This is a genomic window from Stenotrophomonas maltophilia, assembly GCF_003970865.1.
Lineage (GTDB): Bacteria > Pseudomonadota > Gammaproteobacteria > Xanthomonadales > Xanthomonadaceae > Stenotrophomonas > Stenotrophomonas maltophilia_AR.
In genome coordinates this window covers 23,320-43,281 of sequence record NZ_RXLZ01000043.1, presented here as the reverse complement: position 1 = coordinate 43,281, position 19,962 = coordinate 23,320, and the positions used below count along the sequence as shown (strand labels likewise).

Annotated in this window: 16 protein-coding genes; 12 read left to right on the top strand and 4 right to left on the bottom strand. The window is 67.4% G+C overall.

Annotated features, from left to right (window positions below):
* Nucleotides 1-348 precede the first annotated feature (348 nt).
* The 4 genes from EKL94_RS14880 (at nucleotide 349) to ubiM (ending at nucleotide 3,776) form a co-directional block, all read left to right on the top strand.
* Nucleotides 349-1,512, top strand: coding sequence for a COG3904 family protein (locus tag EKL94_RS14880; protein ID WP_126929668.1), 1,164 nt, complete (start codon nucleotides 349-351; stop codon nucleotides 1,510-1,512).
* Between the two features lie 58 nt (nucleotides 1,513-1,570).
* Nucleotides 1,571-2,116, top strand: a complete 546-nt coding sequence (locus EKL94_RS14875; protein ID WP_126929667.1) for a DUF4019 domain-containing protein — start codon at nucleotides 1,571-1,573, stop codon at nucleotides 2,114-2,116.
* Nucleotides 2,117-2,127: 11 nt separating this feature from the next.
* Nucleotides 2,128-2,517, top strand: coding sequence for an MAPEG family protein (locus EKL94_RS14870; RefSeq protein WP_126929666.1), 390 nt, complete (start codon nucleotides 2,128-2,130; stop codon nucleotides 2,515-2,517).
* 80 nt (nucleotides 2,518-2,597) lie between these two features.
* The gene (ubiM, locus tag EKL94_RS14865) at nucleotides 2,598-3,776 is read left to right on the top strand and encodes a 5-demethoxyubiquinol-8 5-hydroxylase UbiM (protein ID WP_126929665.1); all 1,179 of its coding nucleotides are present in this window, start codon (nucleotides 2,598-2,600) and stop codon (nucleotides 3,774-3,776) included.
* A 25-nt stretch (nucleotides 3,777-3,801) separates the two neighbouring features.
* Here ubiM and EKL94_RS14860 read toward each other — a convergent pair whose 3' ends face one another.
* Complete coding sequence (locus tag EKL94_RS14860; protein ID WP_012479588.1) at nucleotides 3,802-4,023, bottom strand: RNA-binding S4 domain-containing protein; 222 nt, start codon at nucleotides 4,021-4,023, stop codon at nucleotides 3,802-3,804.
* A gap of 267 nt (nucleotides 4,024-4,290) precedes the next feature.
* Between EKL94_RS14860 and EKL94_RS14855 the strand changes: the two genes are divergently transcribed.
* From EKL94_RS14855 to EKL94_RS14830, 6 genes are all read left to right on the top strand, one after another.
* A complete protein-coding gene (locus EKL94_RS14855; RefSeq protein WP_126929664.1) occupies nucleotides 4,291-6,237 on the top strand; it encodes a DEAD/DEAH box helicase in 1,947 nt (648 codons plus the stop codon).
* Nucleotides 6,238-6,453: 216 nt separating this feature from the next.
* Nucleotides 6,454-8,877 (top strand): putative bifunctional diguanylate cyclase/phosphodiesterase, encoded by a 2,424-nt coding sequence (locus tag EKL94_RS14850; RefSeq protein ID WP_126929663.1) that lies wholly within the window; start codon nucleotides 6,454-6,456, stop codon nucleotides 8,875-8,877.
* A 110-nt stretch (nucleotides 8,878-8,987) separates the two neighbouring features.
* On the top strand, nucleotides 8,988-10,652 hold the full coding sequence (locus EKL94_RS14845) for a sensor domain-containing diguanylate cyclase (protein ID WP_126929662.1): 1,665 nt from the start codon (nucleotides 8,988-8,990) through the stop codon (nucleotides 10,650-10,652).
* A 34-nt stretch (nucleotides 10,653-10,686) separates the two neighbouring features.
* The gene (locus EKL94_RS14840) at nucleotides 10,687-11,409 is read left to right on the top strand and encodes a pseudouridine synthase (RefSeq protein WP_005408708.1); all 723 of its coding nucleotides are present in this window, start codon (nucleotides 10,687-10,689) and stop codon (nucleotides 11,407-11,409) included.
* Between the two features lie 144 nt (nucleotides 11,410-11,553).
* Nucleotides 11,554-12,624 (top strand): sensor domain-containing diguanylate cyclase, encoded by a 1,071-nt coding sequence (locus tag EKL94_RS14835; protein WP_126929661.1) that lies wholly within the window; start codon nucleotides 11,554-11,556, stop codon nucleotides 12,622-12,624.
* A gap of 121 nt (nucleotides 12,625-12,745) precedes the next feature.
* A complete protein-coding gene (locus EKL94_RS14830) occupies nucleotides 12,746-13,906 on the top strand; it encodes an AAA family ATPase (RefSeq protein ID WP_126929660.1) in 1,161 nt (386 codons plus the stop codon).
* 62 nt (nucleotides 13,907-13,968) lie between these two features.
* On the opposite strand, the gene EKL94_RS14825 is transcribed toward EKL94_RS14830, so the two are convergent.
* From EKL94_RS14825 to EKL94_RS14815, 3 genes are read right to left on the bottom strand one after another with little or no spacing between them, the layout of a single operon-like run.
* The gene (locus tag EKL94_RS14825; protein ID WP_126929659.1) at nucleotides 13,969-14,916 is read right to left on the bottom strand and encodes a DMT family transporter; all 948 of its coding nucleotides are present in this window, start codon (nucleotides 14,914-14,916) and stop codon (nucleotides 13,969-13,971) included.
* A gap of 34 nt (nucleotides 14,917-14,950) precedes the next feature.
* Nucleotides 14,951-15,781 carry a DUF72 domain-containing protein gene (locus tag EKL94_RS14820; RefSeq protein WP_126929658.1) on the bottom strand — a complete coding sequence of 277 codons (831 nt, stop codon included), beginning with the start codon at nucleotides 15,779-15,781 and terminating at the stop codon, nucleotides 14,951-14,953.
* Nucleotides 15,778-16,221 carry a VOC family protein gene (locus tag EKL94_RS14815; RefSeq protein WP_032128347.1) on the bottom strand — a complete coding sequence of 148 codons (444 nt, stop codon included), beginning with the start codon at nucleotides 16,219-16,221 and terminating at the stop codon, nucleotides 15,778-15,780. The genes EKL94_RS14820 and EKL94_RS14815 overlap by 4 nt, the downstream gene beginning before the upstream one ends.
* 110 nt (nucleotides 16,222-16,331) lie before the next feature.
* Here EKL94_RS14815 and EKL94_RS14810 point away from each other — a divergent pair, with 110 nt between their 5' ends.
* Entirely contained in the window at nucleotides 16,332-17,891 is a 1,560-nt protein-coding gene (locus tag EKL94_RS14810; protein WP_126929657.1) for a serine hydrolase, read from the top strand.
* Nucleotides 17,892-18,090: 199 nt separating this feature from the next.
* Nucleotides 18,091-19,923 carry a multidrug efflux ABC transporter SmrA gene (gene smrA / locus EKL94_RS14805; protein WP_126929656.1) on the top strand — a complete coding sequence of 611 codons (1,833 nt, stop codon included), beginning with the start codon at nucleotides 18,091-18,093 and terminating at the stop codon, nucleotides 19,921-19,923.
* Nucleotides 19,924-19,962: the final 39 nt, after the last annotated feature.

The following is a 19,962-nucleotide window of genomic DNA, read 5'->3' as shown; positions in this document are numbered from 1 at the left end:
TCCTACTACGCTGACTTGGGGTCGGTGTGTTTTTGTAGCACTGGGGGGGATGCTCGAGAGTCTAACCGGGATGATCAGGGGGGCACGTCAGGTGGGTATAAGGGCCAGGGCGTGAGCGCCATGGGCCCGAGGCATGCCTCGGGCCCATGGCGCTCACGCCCCTGCAACCGGACCCACCCCGCCTTCGACAGGTTCCTGCGATCTGTCGGAAGCGCATCCCGCTCTGGTAGGTGTCGACCTTGGTCGACACGCTTTCCCAAGGGTCAGAGGGGGTTCAGTGCCACGCGCTGAATGCGCGCCCCGGACGGGTAGACTGTGGCTCTTGCTCCCATGAATCCCGGTTGCCCGATGTCCGCCAAACTCCGCTGGTTGCCCCTGTTGTGCCTGGCCCTGGCGGGTTGCAGTCAGCTGGAAAATCCAGGCAATGTGACTGCTGCCGACAAGGCGGCGCGGGCGCCGGCCAGCGATGGCGAGAACATGGTGTCGATCAATGCGGCTGACGCACCGCCACCGCCGGCGCCACCGCGCAGCCGGGCGGATCGGCCATGGCCGCAGGCGCAGCTGGAGAATGGCCGCGCCTGGGTCAGCTGCAGCACGGAATATGCTGGCGATGCCGGCGACGGCGTCGAGCTGGAGGGCCTGCAGCGCGAGCAGATCACCCAGGCCCTGGCGCCGTGCGCCGAACGTGGCCTGATGCGCGTGCGCTACGCCGGCAAGATCAATCCGGGCTTCGCCGAAATGATGTGGCGGTTGGCCGTGGTCGCTGACGATCAGAAGATCCACAAGCGCATCCTCGATCTGGATTCCAGCGGCGGCCAGGTGGAATCGGCGATCGTCGCCGGTGACAGCATCGGTGAATCCGGCTGGACGATCTGGGTGCGCGAAGGCTCGATCTGCCACAGCGCCTGCGTCTTCGTGCTGGCCGCCGGTGACAACCGCCTGCTGTCGGGCAAGGTCGGCATCCACCGCATGATGCGCATCAGTTCCAAGGCCACCTCGCGCGCGGAACTCAACCGCGAGCTGCACGAGGTCTACGACAACGTGAAGGACTACCTGCAGCGCAACGGCGTGGCGGTGGGCGTGGCTGATCTGATGATGACCGTGCCCAATCGCAGCCTGCGGCTGCTGACGCCGGACGAGCTGCGCCAGTACGGCCTGGATGGCACCAACGCGGTGCAGGACGATCTGGAACGGATCAAGCAGATGCGGGCCTGCGGCGATGATTTCGTGCAGCGCAAAGATGCGTTCCTGATCGCCTTCGACCAGCAGTGCAAGCGCGAAGGCGCCGACATGGAATCGATCAACAGCTGCGGCCAGGCACTGAAGCAGCGCTTCGGCTTCCCGGATGCGGTGTGCCCGGAAGAAAGCCCGCTGTCGGAGATCGATGTGGCAACGCTGCCACCGGCACCGTCGGAGCCGCCGCCGGTGGCCGAACAGGCGCCGGCAGACACCGGCACGCCCGCCGCGCAGGCCGATGCCGCAGCGGTGGAAGGCAGCGCCAACGCGCGCTGACGGACAACTCACCGTGCTGGCGTAGACTGCGGTTCTTTCCCGAGAACCGGCGGTGTCCATGAAGCGCGTGCTCCTGCTGCTGTCCCTGATGCCCATGCTCGCGTTGGCGCAGACGCCAGCGCCCGCCACGCCCGCCCCGGCGCCCGCGCGCCCGGCACCGGCCTCGCCGTCGGCTGCAAAACCGGCCACCGCCGGTGCTCCGGCGTTGACCGCCGCGCAGCAGGCACAGGTGCAGAAACAGGATGCGGAAATGGGCGCGGCCGCAGTGAAGGCGGCGCAGCTGGTTGATGCCAACCGCGCCGGCGACTTGTGGGACGGCGCTTCGGCCGTCGCGCGCCGTGCAGTACCGAAGGCCGCTTTCGTCAGCCAATTGACCGCCGAGCGCACGCGTCTGGGTGCGCTGGCCGGGCGTGGCCAGCCGACTATCACCCGGGTCAAGTACAGCGCCGGTGCCGCGGTGCCGGAAGGGCTGTACATCAACGTCAGCTTCCCGACCCGTTTCGCCAACAGCGCACAGCCGGTGCGCGAGCTGGTCTCATTCCGTTTCGACGAGGACCAGGTGTGGCGCCTGGCCGGTTACAGCCTGCGTGCGTCGGCACCCTGAGGAGATGAATGATGGCAACTGAACTGACGATGCTGGCCTGGTCGGTGCTGCTGGGCTTCGTCTACATCTTCGCCACCTCCACGGTGGTGACCCGCGAGCGCGGGATGAAGTGGAATGCCTCGGCACGCGATGGCGATGCGAAGCCGGTCAGCCCGCTGGCCGGGCGCCTGCAACGTGCCCAGACCAACTTCCTGGAAACCTTCCCGTTCTTCGCCGCCGCCGCCATCGCAGTGGTCGTGGCCGGGCGCGGCAACGACACCACGGCGCTGGCCGCGCAGGCCTACTTCTGGGCGCGCGTGGTCTACCTGCCGCTGTATGCCGCAGGCGTGCCCTATGTGCGCAGCCTGGTGTGGGCGGTGTCGCTGCTGTCGATCCTGGCGCTGGTGTTCGCGTTGTTGTGATCCCGGCCTGATCCAGATCAAGGCCGGTCAGGTGCGTGGCGCTATGCTGGCCCGGACTGAATCAACGGCAGGAGGCGCGCATGCGCAGGATGGACGTGGTGGTGGTCGGCGCCGGACCGGCGGGTCTGTGTTTCGCGCGTGCGCTGGCCGGTAGCGGCCTGCAGGTCGGGCTGGTCGAAGTGCAGCCGCGCCAGGCGCTGGCCGAGGCCGCCTTCGATGGCCGCGAGATCGCGCTGACCCATGCCTCGCGGCAGAGCATGGAGCAGCTGGAGCTGTGGCAGCGCCTGCCGCAGGCTGAAGTCGCTGAACTGCGCGATGCCAAGGTGATGAACGGCGGCTCGCCGTTCGCGCTGACCTTCGCCAGCAGCCAGGTTGACGGCCAGCCGCTGGGCTGGCTGGTGCCCAACCATCTGATCCGCCGCGCTGCATGGGATGCCGTGCAGGGCCAGGACGGCCTGGAACTGTTCGATGGGCGCAAGGTGCAGGGCGTACAGGCCGATGCACAGGGCCATGTGGTCAAACTGGATGACGGCAGCCAACTTCATGCGCGGCTGCTGGTAGCCGCTGACAGCCGCTTCTCCGCCACCCGCCGCATGCTTGGCATCGGTGCGCAGATGCGCGACTTCGGCAAGTCGATGCTGGTGTGCCGCATGCAGGTCGAGCGCGACCATCACCACACCGCCTGGGAGTGGTTCGGCTACGGCCGCACGATGGCGTTGCTGCCGCTCAACGAGGGCCAGGCATCGGCGGTGATCACGCTGCCGCCGCGGCAGATTGAGGAGCTGCTGGCGATGGACGAGGTGGCCTTTGGTGAGGCCATCAGCGGTTGCTTCGAACACCGCTTGGGTCGCATGCAGCCGGTGGCCACGCCGCAGGCCTATCCGCTGGTGGGGGTGTACGCGCACCGCTTTGTCGGCGAGCGTTCGGCACTGATCGGCGATGCCGCCGTCGGCATGCACCCGGTCACCGCGCATGGCTTCAACCTGGGACTGGCCAGCGCACAGCGGCTGGCGCAGGGCATCGTCGAGCAGCAGCGTCGCGGTGCCGATATTGCCGCGGCCGGCATGCTGGGCAGCTACCAGCGGGGTCACCGGCTGGCGTCGCGGCCGCTGTACGAAGCCACCAATGCGATCGCCAGCCTGTACACCGACGATCGCCGTCCGGCGCGCCTGCTGCGGGCGGCCGGCCTGCGCCTGGCGCAGGGCGTGGCACCGTTCAGGCAGCTGATTGCCTCGCACCTGACCCAGCGCGTGGCCTGAACCGGTTCAGATCAGCCCGTTCAGATCAGCCGGCGGCCAGCACCCGGATCTGGCTGTCGGCGAATTCGACCACTTGGCCTGCGCGGATCTTGCAGGCCTTGCGCAGTTCGACTTCGCCGTCCACCCGCACCTGGCCGTCACTGATGACCATCTTGGCTTCGCCGCCACTGGTGACCAGGTCGGCCAGCTTGAGCAGCTGCTTGAGTTCGACGTAGTCACCGTCGAGGTCGAATTCGAGAATCTGCATGGAGCGGGGTTCCTGGGAAGAGGGCGCAGGCCAGCGGCCGGGCCGGGAAGAGGGCGCGTATTGTGCGCCAGCACGGGGCATGACGGCACGCGCACGGCAAGCTGTACGCCTTGTTCAGGATCAATGCGGTATGATTCCGCTCTGAGCGAGTGAAATCTCCTCCAACCGAGCAGCGCCAGGGCACGCGATAAGAAGGGCGCCCAAAGCGCGGACCATCACCTTTTTTATCGCACTGCCAGGAAGACGGCAGTGTCTTCGGAGTTCCCCATGTCCCAAGATTCCCAAGCGCCGCTGCAGTTTGCGCAGCTCGGCCTGTCCGAGCCCGTGATGCAGGCGGTCACCGCCATCGGCTACGAAACCCCGTCGCCGATCCAGGCCGCCACCATCCCGGCGATGCTGGAAGGCCGCGACGTGCTGGGCCAGGCCCAGACCGGCACCGGCAAGACCGCAGCGTTCGCGCTGCCGGTACTGTCCAACATCGACCTGCAGCAGATCAAGCCGCAGGCCCTGATCCTGGCACCGACCCGCGAACTGGCCATCCAGGTTGCCGAGGCGTTCCAGTCCTATTCGTCGAAGATCCCCGGCTTCCGCGTGCTGCCGGTGTACGGCGGCCAGCCGTATGGCCAGCAGCTGTCGGCCCTGCGCCGCGGCGTGCACATCGTGGTCGGTACTCCCGGCCGCGTGATCGACCACCTGGATCGCAGCACCCTGGACCTGTCCGAGCTGAAGACGCTGGTGCTGGACGAAGCCGATGAAATGCTGCGCATGGGCTTCATCGACGACGTCGAAGCCGTGCTGAAGAAGCTGCCGGAGCAGCGCCAGGTGGCCCTGTTCTCGGCCACCATGCCGCCGCAGATCCGTCGCATCGCGCAGACCTACCTGCAGGATCCGGTCGAGGTCACCATCCAGGCCAAGACCACCACTTCGGCCAACATCCGCCAGCGCTACTGGTGGGTGAGCGGCATGCACAAGCTGGACGCGCTGACCCGCATCCTGGAAGTCGAGCCGTTCGACGCGATGATCATCTTCGCGCGTACCAAGGCCGGCACCGAAGAACTGGCCAGCAAGCTGCAGGCCCGTGGCCTGGCCGCTGCCGCCATCAACGGTGACATGCAGCAGGCCCAGCGTGAGCGCACCATCGCCATGCTGAAGGAAGGCAAGCTGGACATCCTGGTCGCCACCGACGTGGCCGCCCGCGGCCTGGACGTGGAGCGCATCAGCCACGTGCTGAACTACGACATTCCGTACGACACCGAAAGCTACGTGCACCGTATCGGCCGTACCGGTCGTGCCGGCCGCAGCGGCGAGGCGATCCTGTTCGCCACCCCGCGCGAGAAGGGCATGCTGCGCCAGATCGAGCGCGCCACCCGCCAGCCGATCGAAGAGATGCAGCTGCCGAGCGTGGAAGCGGTCAACGACAACCGCATCAACAAGTTCACCACGCGCATCACCGAAACCCTCGGTGCCGGCGGCCTGGACTTCTACCGCCAGCTGCTGGAACGCTTCGAGAACGAGCAGAACGTGCCGGCTATTGAAGTGGCTGCCGCGCTGGCAAAGATGCTGCAGGGCGATACCCCGTTCCTGCTGCAGCCGCCGGTGCGTGCCCCGCGTGAAGAGCGCGCGCCGCGCGAGCGTTTCGACCGTGGCGACCGTCCGGAACGTGGCGATCGCTTCGACCGCAACGAACGTGGTCCGCGCTTCGAGCGTGGCCCGCGTCGCGATGACGCCGAAGGTGGTTTCGAGCAGCGTCCGCGCCGTGAGGTTCCGCCGCGTGGTGCGCCGGAGCAGGGCATGGAGACCTACCGTATTTCGGTGGGCCACCAGCATGGCGTGAAGCCGGCCAACATCGTCGGCGCCATTGCCAACGAGGCCGGCCTGGAAAGCCGCTTCATCGGCCGCATCGACATCCACGACGACTTCTCGCTGCTGGACCTGCCGGCACAGATGCCGTCGGACGTGCTGTCGCACCTGCAGAAGGTCTGGGTGTCCGGCCAGCAGCTGCAGATGCGCGCGCTGGCCCCGGGTGAAGACACAAACCCGGCGCCGCGCCCGTTCAAGCCGCGCTTCGACAAGCGTGGTCCGGGCGGTCCGGGTGGCCCGCGTCGTGGCGGCCCGGGTGGTCCGGGTGGCCATGGTGGCGACCGCGGCGGTGACCGCGACAGCCGCCCGCCGCGTCGTGACGGCTTCAAGCCGCGCGGCCCGCGCAGCTTCTAAGCCGCGCCCGCAGCCGTCCTGATCAACGCCAGCCTCCGAGCTGGCGTACAGAAAAGGGGACGGAGGGGATTAAGTCGTATATGGCAGGCCATGCGCTTATGCCGAAAACGACTTAATCCCCTCCGTCCCCTTTTCGCATGGCAAACACATTGCCGGTCATAGGCTGGGCCAGTTCCAAGGGAGGTTGTCACCGCAGCACATTCGGGGGGATCCGGGATGGGTAGAAGTGGCACGGACCAGCAGAGCCGGCGGGTGCCGATGACCCGTGGCCTGGGATTGCGCTTTGCGTTGTTGACGGGCATGGCGATCGGGTTGGTCGCGTTGTCCGCGTTGATCCAGGAACTGCAGGCGGCCTCGACGGCCTGGATTGCCGGCCAGGGCTACTGGTCACGGGGGCAGCAGGATGCAACCGCTGCGCTGAGCCGCTACCTGGCGCGTGGCCATGCGCAGGATCTGGATGACGCGCGCCAGGCCCTGCGGATTCCGTTGGGGGATCTGCAGGCCCGGCTGGCGCTGGAACAGGCGGTACCGGACGAGGAGAAGGCCAGGCAGGGCTTCCTGCAGGGCGGCAACGCGCGCGCCGATATTCCGCGCCTGGTGTTCTCGTTCCGCTATGCACGCGACATCGGTGCATTCCGGGAAGCAACCACGCTGTGGCGACAGACCGATGATGAACTGTTGGCCGTGCAACGGCTGGTCGCCGAGCTGCAGTCGGGACACGCCCAGGGTGCGCTGCCAGTGGCCGACCGCGACCGGTACCTGCAACAGCTGCGTGATCTGGACCGGCGGCTGCAGGTGCAGGCGCAGGCATTTTCCCAGGCGTTGCTGCGCATGGCCACGATGGTGCGGATCGCCACGCTTGCCGTCGGCGGGCTGTCGGTGCTGGCGATCAGCCTGATGGCGGTGGCGCTGGCGCGTCGCGTCGGCAAGGACCTGACCGAGCATGAAAGCCGCTTCCGCGCGGCCTTCTACCAGGCCAATGTCGGCATGCTCAAGCTCGACACCGATGGAAAGGTGATCGAAGCCAACCAGGCGATGGCCGATATCCTCGACTACCGACGCGACGTGCTGCTGCAGATGTCGCTCGGCGATCTGCTGATGGAGGGCGAACTGGTCATCGATGGTGTCGGCCGCATTGACTGGGACCGGCAGCTGCGGCCGAGTGAGCTGCGCTTCTGCCGCCGCGATGGCAGCCTGGTGTGGGGGCGCTGGAGTGGCACCGGTGTGCGCAGCGCGGGAGGTGGCCTGTCGGTGTTTGCGATCATCGAGGATGTCAGCCAGAACCATGCCCTGGCACGCGAGATCGAACACCATGCCAGCCACGATCCACTGACTGGCCTGATCAACCGGCGCGAGATCGAGCGGCTGCTGGAGCGTTCGCTGCTGCAGGTGCGCAGCGACGGCGGTACGCATGCGCTGTGCTACATCAACCTGGACCACTTCAAGCTGGTCAACGACAGCTTCGGCCACGCCGCCGGTGACCAGATGCTGCGCAGTTTCGCCGACTACCTGGTGGCGGCGGTACGTGACGGTGACTGGGTTGGCCGCCTGGGCGCCGACGAGTTCGCCGTGTTCCTCGCCCATGCCGGGCAGGACGAGGCCAAGCGGGTGCTGCAGCGGGTGATCCGCAACCTGGGCCAGGCCACGTTCCCGATCAGCGAGGGCAGCCCGCAGCTGAGCTGCAGCATCGGCGTGGTTGAAGTCAGCGCCGACGCCCCCGATGTGAACTGGCTGATGAGTGCGGCTGACAGCGCCTGCTATGCCGCCAAGCAGGCCGGGCGCAACCGCGTGCACTGCTTCAATGAGAACCGCATGGCGCTGGAGGAGCGGCGGCAGGAGGCCGAGCGGTTGCAGGGCGTCAGCCTGGCGATGGCCGAGAACCGCATGCTGTTGTATGCGCAACGCATCGCCCGCGTGGGCGATCCGACCTACCTGCACTACGAGGTGCTGGTGCGCATGCGGGGCACCGACGGCAGCCTGCACCTGCCCGGACAGTTCATGCCGGCGGTAGAGCGCTATGGCATGGCGGTGGCGCTGGACCGTCACGTGCTCGGGCTGCTGTTCCGCCACCTGCAGGTGTGCCCGGCACACGTGCGCCAGCTGGGCCTGTGCAACGTCAACGTATCGGCGCAGTCGATCGCCGAGCCGGGATTCCTCGCCTTCGTCTGCGACCTGCTCGAGCGCAACCGCGCGCTGGCCTCCAAGCTGTGCTTCGAGATCACCGAAACCGCGGCGATCAGCAATCTCAGCCAGGCCCGTGCCTTCATCGATGCGGTGAAGGCGCGTGGTTGCCGGATGGCCTTGGACGATTTCGGTTCCGGCCTGTCCTCGTTCGGCTACCTGCGCCAGCTGCCGGCGGACATCCTGAAGATCGACGGCGCCTTCGTGCGGGACATGGATACCGACCCGGTCAGCCACGCCACGGTGCGCGCGATCAGCGAGCTCGGGCGCGAGCTGCAGATGGAGGTGGTGGCCGAGTGGGTGGAGACCGCCGAGGTTGCCGGTGCGCTGACCCGGCTTGGCGTACAGGGGCTGCAGGGCTATGCCATCGAACGGCCGCAGCCGCTGGAGCGGCTGACCCTGGCCGATCTGCGCCCGGTACGGCTGGTCGCGGTGAAGGGGCCGCCGGGGGCTGGCTGAACGGCGTGGCGGCGACTTTGGTCTACACGTGCGGCGCACGTCCGGCTGCGATAATGCCGGCCAGGGGCGACGCGCAGTGGGCGCGGGCGTAAGCAACAACAGGATGTGGCGTGGGCGGCAGGCAGTGGCAGTACGGAACAGGAGCGGTGCTGGTCGTACTGCTGGCGTGGTTGGCGACGCCGTGGCCGCTGCAGGCCGCAGCGGTGGAATCGGGGCGCGATTACCTGCTGGTCGGTGGCGCTACCGATGAGCCCACCCCGCATCGTGCGTGCACGCCGCGCATGCTGTCCGGCCCGCGCCAGCAGGTGCTGGTACCGGCTCCGCCACAGGGCTGGTCGGGCCAACCGCAGGCGCTGGACGTGTTCAACGTGTTTGCCGGTGAAGTCCGGGTGCAGCACGGTGACCGCGAGATCTGCGGCAACATGAACGACGCGCGCACCCGCGATTCACGTTTCCGGGCCGGTATCGGCCTGGTGGCCGTACCGCCGGCCGGCAGCCATGAGCCGTTCCTGGTCTCCTGGCAGACACCGCTGAAGACACGTTGGGTACCGACCCTGCGGCTGGGCGCGCCCAGCCCGGTGCAGCAGAACGACACCGCCCGCCTGCTGGTGCGCGCGGCCTGCATCGCGGTGGCGATCGCGCTGGCGCTGTCGGCGTTGATGGCCTTCCTGACCACCCGGGATCGCAGTTTCCTGGTCTACATCGCCGGCACCACCGTGATGGTGCTGTGGCAGGCCATCCTCGGCGGGCTGAGCGGCTATCCGGAACCCTGGCTGCCAGTGGGCGAGCGCGGCGCCTGGTGGCTGCTGGCGCTGACTGCTGCAACCCAGGCACTGGTGTTGCCGGCGCTGTGGCGGCTCAATGGCGGTGACCGTGTGCTGCCGCGCTCGCGGCCGCTGCAACAGGCCGTGCTGTGGGGCATGCTGGCGCTGGCCGCGCTGGTGCCGTGGCTGCGCTGGGAACATCTGGCGTGGGTCGCGCAGACCCTGCAGGTGTCGTACGTGCTGGGCTGTGGCCTGGCGTTGGGGGCCGGTATCTGGGCCTGGCTGCGGGGTGACCGCTGGGCGCAGGCGGGCTTGGCCGCACTGGCGCCGCTGCTGGTACTGATCATCGCTGACGCCTGCGGCGCCGAGTGGCTGATGGAGTACCGGGTGGAGGCGCTGCAGCTGGCGGTGACCTGGCTGCTGATGATGGCCGCCTATGCGTTGAACCAGCGGCTGGGCCGGCTGCGCCAGCAGCGTGATGAACTGCGCCAGCTGGCCGAGACCGACGGCCTGACCGGGCTTCCCAACCGCCGCGCCGGCCTGCAGCAGTTGGCCCGCCACCTGGAACGGGTTGACCGCGAGCGTGGCCCGTTGGTGATCGGCTTCCTCGACATCGACCTGTTCAAGGACATCAACGACCGCCATGGCCACGCGGTGGGCGACCAGGTGCTGGTGGCGGTGGCGCGTGCCCTGCGCACGGCGGTGCGCAGCCAGGACGAAGTGGTGCGGATGGGCGGCGAAGAGTTCCTGCTGCTGATGCCGGGCATGCCGCGCGAGGCGGCGTCGGCGCGGTTGGACCGGCTGCGCCAGCGCATCACCGAGGCCGGCCAGGCCCTGCAGGTGCCGGGGCTGGAAGTGACCGCCAGCATCGGCCTGGCGCAGTGGCGGCCGGGCGAGGACGATCTGGCTGGGCTGCTGCGGCGGGCCGACCATGCCATGTACGTGGCCAAGCGGGCGGGCCGCAACCGGGTCTTCGATGGCGAGGAGCTCGATCCGCCTGCCCTGGCATGAAGCGCAGCGGGCGGCGATGCCGGATAATGGGCCAATGACCACCCGACTCAACAAACATATCGCCGACACCGGCTTCTGCTCCCGCCGCGAGGCCGATCGCCTGATCGCCGCGCGCCGCGTTACCGTCAACGGCCACCCGGCCGGTACCGGCGCGGTGGTGGGCGAGGAAGACCAGGTGCTGGTCGACGGCCAGCCGCTGCGCGCGCGCGTCGCACGCAAGCCCGGCGCCCGCCGCCACGTCTACATCGCGCTGAACAAGCCGGTAGGCGTCACCTGCACGACCGAAACCTCGGTCAAGGGCAACATCGTCGACTTCGTCGGCCACGAACAGCGCATCTTCCCGATCGGCCGCCTGGACAAGGAATCCGAGGGGCTGATCCTGATGACCAGCAACGGCGACATCGTCAACCAGATCCTGCGCGCCGAGAATGGCCACCAGAAGGAATACCTGGTAGCGGTGAACAAGCCGGTTACCGATGAGTTCCTGCGCGGCATGGCGCGCGGCGTGCGCATCCACGACCAGATGACGCTGCCGTGCAAGACCTCGCGCATCGCCAAGTTCGGTTTCCGCATCACCCTGCAGCAGGGCCTGAACCGGCAGATCCGCCTGATGGCTGCCGAATTCGGCTATCGCGTGACCCAGCTGCGCCGCGTGCGCATCGACAACATCAAGATCGGCGCGCTGAAGCCGGGCCAGTGGCGCAACCTGACCGAACAGGAACTGCAGGGCCTGCTGCCGAAGCAGCTGGACTGGTAACGCGCGGTAGTGCCGGCCGGCGGCCGGCTGCACCAGGCATCGAATGAGCACGGGATGCCGGCCAGCAGCCGGCACTACCCGTTGTGCGGATTACGCACCGGCTTCGGCTAGACTCCGCAGTGACCTGCCGGAATGTGACGCTGCATGATCAAGCCCGACAAGCCTGCCAACGAAGCCCTTCGGCTCGAGGCGCTGTACCGTTACCGGATCCTTGATTCGCAGCGCGAGAAGTCATTCGACGACCTGGTGGCGATCGCCAAGGCGGTCTGCGGTACCTCGATGGCGGCGGTGACCCTGATCGACGTCGAACGGCAGTGGTTCAAGTCGATCCAGGGCATCGATGCGGCGGAGAACCTGCGCAGCGAATCGATGTGTGGTCACGCCATCCTGCAGCCGCAGGAAATCATGGTGGTCGAGGACGCGTTGCAGGACATCCGCTTCCACGACAATCCGGTGGTGACCGGCGACCCGCACATCCGCTTCTACGCCGGTGCGCCACTGATCAGTTCCGATGGCCTGCCACTGGGTACGTTGTGCGTGTTCGATGCGCATCCGCAGCACCTGCCCAGCGACAAGGCCGAAGCACTGGCCGCTCTGTCACGGCAGGTGATGCTGGTGATGGAGCTGCGCCGTTTCGCGCTCGACATCCAGAAGCACATGCTGGAACGCGATGACTACGAGCGCCTGCTGTCGGAGTACCAGGACGTGCTGCTGGCGCAGAATGCCGACCTAGCCGAACAGAGCCGCACCGATGCATTGACCGGCCTGCCCAACCGCCGCGCGATGGCGGCGGCACTGGAAGAGGCGGTGGCGGAGATCGATGGGCAACCGGGAGTGGCCTGCGTGGCCCTGCTGGACATCGACCACTTCAAGCACATCAACGACTTCCAGGGCCACGCCACCGGCGACCGGGTGCTGGCCGAGCTGGGCGTGCTGCTGCGCTCGCACTTTGCCGGTCGTGGCATGGCCGCGCGCTATGGCGGCGAAGAGTTCGTGGCGGTGATGCCGGGCACCGATCTGCGCACGGCCGAACTGCAATGCGAGTTCCTGCGCCTGGCCGTGGCAGACCTTCCGCTGGGTTTCCCGGTCACGATCAGCATCGGCGTTGCACAGCACCAGGCAGGTGAAAGCGTGGATGACATGCTGGCGCGCGCCGACAAGGCGCTGTACCGGGCCAAGGGCAATGGTCGCAACCGGGTGGAACCGGCCGGCTGAGCCCCGCATGCAGTAGATCCACGCCAAGCGTGGATGCTCTTGCCGATGGGGCAACGCCGTGTCGCGGCCTGTGCGATTGCGCCCGGCGAAGATGCCGTTCCTGTTCCCACGGACACCGACCATGCTGCAGACCCTGGCCATCGCTCACTATCGCTCGCTGCACGGGCTGGTACTGCCGCTACAGCAGTTGAATGTGGTGACCGGTGACAACGGCAGTGGCAAGTCCAGCCTGTACCGCGCGCTGCGCCTGCTGGCGGAGACCGCACAGGGCGGCGTCGCGGCGGTGCTGGCCCGCGAAGGGGGGCTTGGTTCGGCGCTGTGGGCCGGCCCCGAATCCATCGATCGCCGGGTTGCGGCGGGCGAGATCCCGCTGCAGGGCGGGCCCCGGCAGGCGTCGGTGGGGCTGAAGCTGGGCTTCACCACCGACGAGTTCGGCTATGCCATCGACCTGGGCTACCCGCCGCCCAGCCGTTCGGCGTTTGCGCTGGATCCGCAGATCAAGGCGGAGGCGATCTGGGCCGGGCCGTTCCTGCGCAGCGCCAACCTGCTGGTTGATCGCCGTGGGGCAATCGTGCGGCAACGCCAGGCGCGCGGCTGGGATCTCGTGGATGACCGGTTGTCTCTGTTCGACAGCCTGTTCACCCAGGTCGGCGATCCGCAGCGCATGCCGGAAACCATCGCCCTGCGTGAGTACATCCGGCGTTGGCGCTTCTACGACCATTTCCGCAGCGATGCCGATGCCCCGGCGCGGCAACCGGTGATGGCCACGCGCACGCCGGTGCTGCATCACGACGGCCGGGATCTGGCGGCAGCCTGGGTGACCATTCTCGAGATCGGAGATCCGGTCGCGTTGGCACGCAGCGTCGACGATGCGTTCCCCGGCGCCACGGTCGGCTTCGAAGAGCTGGACGGTCGACTGGCCCTGCGCTTCCACCAGCCGGGGCTGTTGCGGCCGTTGTCGATGGCCGAACTGTCTGACGGTACCCTGCGCTTCCTGCTGCTGGCTGCCGCGCTACATACGCCGCGGCCACCGCCATTGCTGGTGCTCAACGAGCCGGAGACCAGCCTGCATCCGGACCTGCTGCCGGCGCTGGCGCGGCTGATCATCGCGGCCAGTGCGCGCAGCCAGGTATGGGTGGTCTCACACGCCAGCCGATTGATCGCAGCACTGGAGCAGGCACCGGGTTGCCACTCGCTGCACCTGCACAAGGAACAGGGCCGCACGCTGTTGAGCGGGCAGGGCCTGCTGGATGCCCCGGCATGGCACTGGCCGCAGCGCTGACCGATTGATCCGCGCTCCGCTCGTCGCTGCGTTCAGTAGATCCACGCCATGCGTGGATGCACTCAATCGGCGATGTTGCGCGCTTCGGCCGTGCCAAGGATTTCCGGATGCTGCACCGGCTTGCGGCGGTTCAGCAGCGGATGCAGGAATACCGCGCCGACGATGATCGCCACGCCCAGGTAGAACCACGGCGTGACCTCGTGCTGCTCGCGCAGCAGCACCACCGCCAGCACCACCGCATAGACCGGCTCCAGGTTGGTCACCAACTGCACCGTATAGGCGCTCAGGTGGCGCAGTGCGACCAGGGCCAGGGCGAACGGCAGCAGCGTGCAGAACCCGGCCAGCACCAGCAGCAGGATGCCGTCGTGCAGATTCGGGATCACCCACAGCGGGCTGGCCAGTGCTGGCAGCAGATAGGGCATCAGCGGTGCCAGCAGGGTCAGGGTGAGGGTGCCGGCACCCAGCTCCAGGGCGGTGACCGTGAGCGGATCGGCGTGGCTGACCATGCGCTTGTTGAGCGAGCCGAACACCGCCACCAGCAGCGCCGATATCGCGCCGATCAAGACACCCAGGCGCATGCCATCGGGCACGCCACCGACCACCAGCGCAACACCCGGCAGCACCGCCAGGCCGAACGCCAGTTCACGCAGCTGGAACGGCCGCTTGGCTACCCAGGGTTCGATGATCGAGGTGAACACCGGGGCCAGTGCAATGCAGGTGGCGGCCACCGAGGCATTGGCCAGTTTCACCGCGCCGTAGAAGGTCAGCCAGTGCAGGGCGACCAGCGCACCGATGCCGGCGTAACCGGCCACCAGCCGCAGGGGCAGGGTGCGCAGCCCGCGCCAGACCCGCGGCAGCAGGGCCAGCATCGCCGTCACCAGCAGCATGCGCCACCACACCAGCGGCAATGCGGGCAGGGTGATCAGCTTGCCGAGGATGGCGGTGACGCCCCACAGCAGGACACAGAAGTGGATCTGCCACAGCGCTTTGCGGGTGTCGGGTGTGCTCATCCGCCTATTGTGAGGCAAGCCGATGACCGCAGCGCTATCCGCGTGGGGAATTGCTGGGGGCGTCCGCCCGCCGCTGCAGGGCCATCGCCGCCGCCGGGTTGCGTGCCTTGCCCGCGCCGATGCACAGCAGGTAGACCTCGCGCGGCTCTGCCGGGGCCGGCTCGGCCAGGCAGGGCAGGTCGTCCACCGGCTCGCCGCGTGACCAGCGGCGTGCGCGTTCGGCCCAGCGCTGCTGCACGGGTGCCGGCAGGCCCTCGTTCAAACGGGCCTGGCTGCGCTTGATCCGCGCGTAGACGAAGCCGGCACTGACATCGCCGTGCAATGGCGCCTCGTCGCTGTCCTCGATCACCAGCGCCACGCCGTGGCGGCGCGCGGTGTCGACCAGTGCCGGGCCATGTGCCTCGGCGTTGCGGACCTCCAGCGCATGCTGCAGCGGCACTCCTTCCAGCTGCTTCGGCAGCTGCGCCATCAGGGCACCCAATGCATCGGCATCGGCCGGATGGCGCGGATCGAACTGCCACAGCAACGGGCCAAGCCGGTCACCGAGCGCAATCGCCGCCTGCAGGAAAGGCGCGGCGGCCTCCACGGTGCTGGACAGGTCGCGGCGCTGCACCAGGTAGCGTGGCGCCTTCATCGAAAACTGGAAGCCTTCCGGCGTCTGTGCGGCCCACTGCGCGCACTGCGCCGCGGTGGGCGTGCGGTAGAAGGTGCCGTTGATTTCGATGCAACGCAGGGCACGGCTGGCGTGGGCCAGTTCTTCACGCTGCGGCAGGCCCACGGCGTAGAAAACGCCGCCGCGCCATTCGGGAAACACCCAGCCACCGATGCCGCAGCGGATCTCCGCCTGCCGGGCGGTCGCGGTCACTGGCCGTGGTCCGCGCGCCAGGGGTCGTAGCTGCCGAACCACCACAGATAGCCTTCCGGGTCGGCGCAGGCGTAGCCACGTCCGCCATAGTCCTGGTCGGCGATGTCGATGACGATGCGGGCACCGGCGGCCTTGGCCCGTGCATAGTGCGCATCGGCATCGGTGACGATCACGCAGGCGTTCTGGGTCTGGCGGCCGCCGACCTCATCAGGCATCGCCGCATGCTGGTTCCACTCGCTTTCCTTGTCGGCCGAGCCGAGCATGATCATGCCGGTGCCGAAGGTCAGCTGTGCATGGAACACCGTATCGCCATCGGCGTAGACGGCCTGGGCATGGAAGCCGAAGGCGCGCTGCAGCCAGTCGATGGCGGCCTGCGCGTCGCGATAGCGCAGGCACGGAATGATGGTGGAGCCGTTGCTCGGTTGGCCGTTCCCGCCCATGACACCCCTCCTATGGCACAGGGCAGGTTGCGCCGCAGACCGTTACCATCGCGCGAAACCCCGGTGACGGCCTGCACATGGCCGCCACCCCTGTTCGGAGATCGTGCTGGATGAAACCCTGGATTGGAGGAGCCGTGCTGCTGGCATGCACGACCATGGCGAGCGCTGCCACCCCGGCGCAGCTGCAGGACCTGGATGCGACCGTCGAGCGCGTGCGCGCGCAGTTCGACGTGCCCGGCATTGCCGTGGCGGTAGTCAAGGATGGCGAGGTGGTGCTGGAGCGCGGCTGGGGCGTGCGCGAGCAGGGCAAGCCGGAACCGGTACAGGCCGATACGCTGTTCGCCATTGCTTCCAACACCAAGGCGTTCACTGCCACCTCGCTGAACCTGCTGGCCGAGGACGGCAAGCTGAAAATGGACGACAAGGTGATCGACCACCTGCCGTCGTTCCGCATGTCCGACCCGTTCGTGACCGGGCAGATGACCATCCGCGACCTGCTGTCGCATCGCAGCGGCCTGAGCCTGGGCGCCGGTGACCTGCTGTTCTGGCCGACCACCTCCTACAGTAATGCCGAAGTGGTGGAACGGCTGGGCAAGGTGCCGCTGAAGGGCGGTTTCCGTGAGGGCTATGCGTACGACAACATCCTGTACGCGGTCGCCCAGCAGGTGATCGAGCATGTCTCCGGCATGAGCTACCAGCAGTTCCTGCAGACCCGCATCTTCAACAAGGTAGGCATGGCCGGCACGCGCTACAACGCCGATCACCTGAAGCCGGGCGACAAGGCCGCAGTTGGCCACGCCAAGTACGATTTCAAGGACCTGCGCACCGTTGCACCGCTGACCTGGTCGAACAATGCCGGCGCCGGTGGCATCTATTCCAGCGCACACGACATGGCGCGCTGGATGCAGGTGCAGTTGGCTGAGGGCAAGCTGGCCGATGGCACCGCGTTGTTCAGCGACAAGAGCCAGCAGCAGATGTGGCGGATGATCACCCCGCAGTCGATCCCGGCGCCGAGCGTGCCGGAGCTGGCACCGGCGCGGGCCAACTTCGCTGGCTACGGCGAAGGCTGGAGCCTGAGCGACTATCGCGGGCAGAAACTGGTCTGGCACACCGGTGGCTGGCCGGGCATGGTTTCGCGGCTGACCCTGGTACCGGGCGAGAAACTGGGCGTGGTGGTGCTGACCAATCAGGAAGTGGGCGCGGCGTTCAATGCGATCACCCTGAGCGTGATTGACGCTTACCTGGGCGGCGAGAAGCACGATTGGGTGGATGCCTATGCCAAGGCCGTGGCCAAGGGCCAGGACAAGGCCGATGAGGCCTGGGCCAAGCACCAGGGCGCGCGTGACAAGAGCAGCAAGCCGTCGCTGGCACTGGCCGGCTACACCGGCACCTTCCGTGACCGCTGGTATGGCGACATGCAGGTCAGTGCCGAGGGCAAGGGACTGCGCCTGCGCTTTGCCAAGACCGCGCAGCTGAGCGGACGCCTGGAGCACTGGCAGCACGACACCTTCATCGTGCGCTGGGACGACCGTTCGCTCAACGCCGACGCGTTCGTGAACTTCAGCCTGGACCCGGACGGAAAGGTACGCGAGGTGCGCATGCAGTCGATCTCCGACCTGACTGATTTCAGCTTCGATTTCCAGGACCTGCTGTTCACCCCGGTGAAATGACGACGCCGGGCGTGGCCCGGCGCTGCCGTTTGACGAATCCGATGGGTAGTGCCGGCCGCTGGCCGGCAACCTCATGATCCCCGGAAACGTCGCAAGGTTGCCGGCCAGCGGCCGGCACTACCGGAGCCGCGGCGAACGTCGGCTGGCGTACACACGCGGCGTGGGATACTCCGCCGGCTATTGATGGCGAGGGAATGCAATGTTCCGTTGGTTTGAATCCCTGATTCCGGTGTTCCCGCCCGTGGACGGGCGCATGCCACCGCGCAAGGTGCTGCCGTTCTACCTGCACTACCTGCGCCCGGTGTGGCCGGTGCTGCTGGCCACGCTCATCGCCGGCCTGCTGCTGGCGTTGGTGGAAGTGGCGATGTTCGATTACCTGGGCCGCATCGTCGACATGGTCGCCGAGCAGCCTGGTGCCGGTTTCTTCCAGCGCCACGCCAATGAACTGGGCTGGATGCTGTTCATCACGGTCATCGCGCGGCCGATCCTGGTCGGCCTGCACAACCTGCTGGTCAACCAGGCCATCGTGCCCGGCCTGAGCAACCGCTCGCGCTGGCTGATGCACAACTACGTGGTGCGGCAGAGCCTGAGCTTCTTCCAGAACGACTTCGCCGGCAGCGTCGCCAACCGGGTGATGCAGACCGGTACTTCGCTGCGCGAGTCGGCGGTGCAGATGGTCGATTCGCTCTGGTACATCGTGGTCTACACCGGCACCGCGCTGTACCTGTTCGCGCAGGCCGACTGGCGGTTGATGGTGCCGCTGATCCTGTGGCTGCTGGCCTACGCGGTGATCCTGGCCTACTTCGTTCCGCGGGCGAAGGAACGCGCATGGATTGCGTCCGAAGCACGTTCCAAGGCGATGGGCCGCATCGTCGATGGTTACACCAACATTCCCACGTTGAAGCTGTTCGCCCATGGCGGGCGCGAGCAGGCCTACGTGGCCGAGTCGATCCAGGAGCTGGCGGTCAAGCACCGCGCGCAGACCCGCATCACCACCGGCATGGACCTGACCATCGCCATCGTCAACGGCTTCCTGATTGCCGGCACCTGTGGTCTCGCGCTGTGGCTGTGGAACGGCGGCCACATCACTGTCGGTGCGATCACGCTGGCCACCGGTCTGGTGATCCGCATCCACAACATGTCCGGCTGGATCATGTGGACCATCAACGGCATCTTCGAGGACATCGGCACGGTGCAGGATGGCATCACCACCATCGCCCAGCCGCTGACCGTGCAGGATCGCGAGGATGCGGTGCCGTTGCAGGTGACCCGTGGTGCCGTGCACTTCCAGGACATCCACTTCCACTACGGCAAGAAGGGCGGCGTAATCGCCGGCCTGGACCTGATGGTGAAGCCGGGCGAGAAGATCGGCCTGGTCGGTCCGTCCGGTGCCGGCAAGTCGACCCTGGTCAACGTGCTGCTGCGCCTGTACGACCTGGAGAGCGGCCGCATCCTGATCGACGACCAGGACATTGCGTACGTCACCCAGGAAAGCCTGCGCCAGCAGATCGGTGTGGTCACCCAGGACACCTCGCTGCTGCACCGCTCGATCCGCGACAACCTGCTGTACGGCCGTCCGGACGCGACCGATGAGCAGTTGCGCGCTGCGGTGGCCAAGGCACGTGCCGAAGCCTTCATCGATACGCTGGTGGACGGACAGGGGCGTCGTGGCTACGACGCACATGTCGGCGAGCGTGGCGTGAAGCTGTCCGGTGGCCAGCGCCAACGCATTGCCATTGCCCGCGTGCTGCTGAAGGATGCACCGATCCTGGTGCTGGACGAAGCCACCTCGGCGCTGGATTCGGAAGTGGAGGCGGCGATCCAGGACAGCCTGGATCAGCTGATGGGCGGCAAGACGGTGATCGCGATCGCGCACCGGCTGTCGACCATCGCACGCATGGACCGGCTGGTGGTGATGGATCAGGGTCGCATCGTCGAGACCGGAACCCATGCCGAGCTGATTGCGGCCGGTGGCCTGTACGCGCGCTTGTGGGCGCGGCAGACCGGTGGTTTTGTGGCTGCCGACCAGTAGATCCACGCCATGAGTGGATGCATCCCTTGGGGTCGGAGA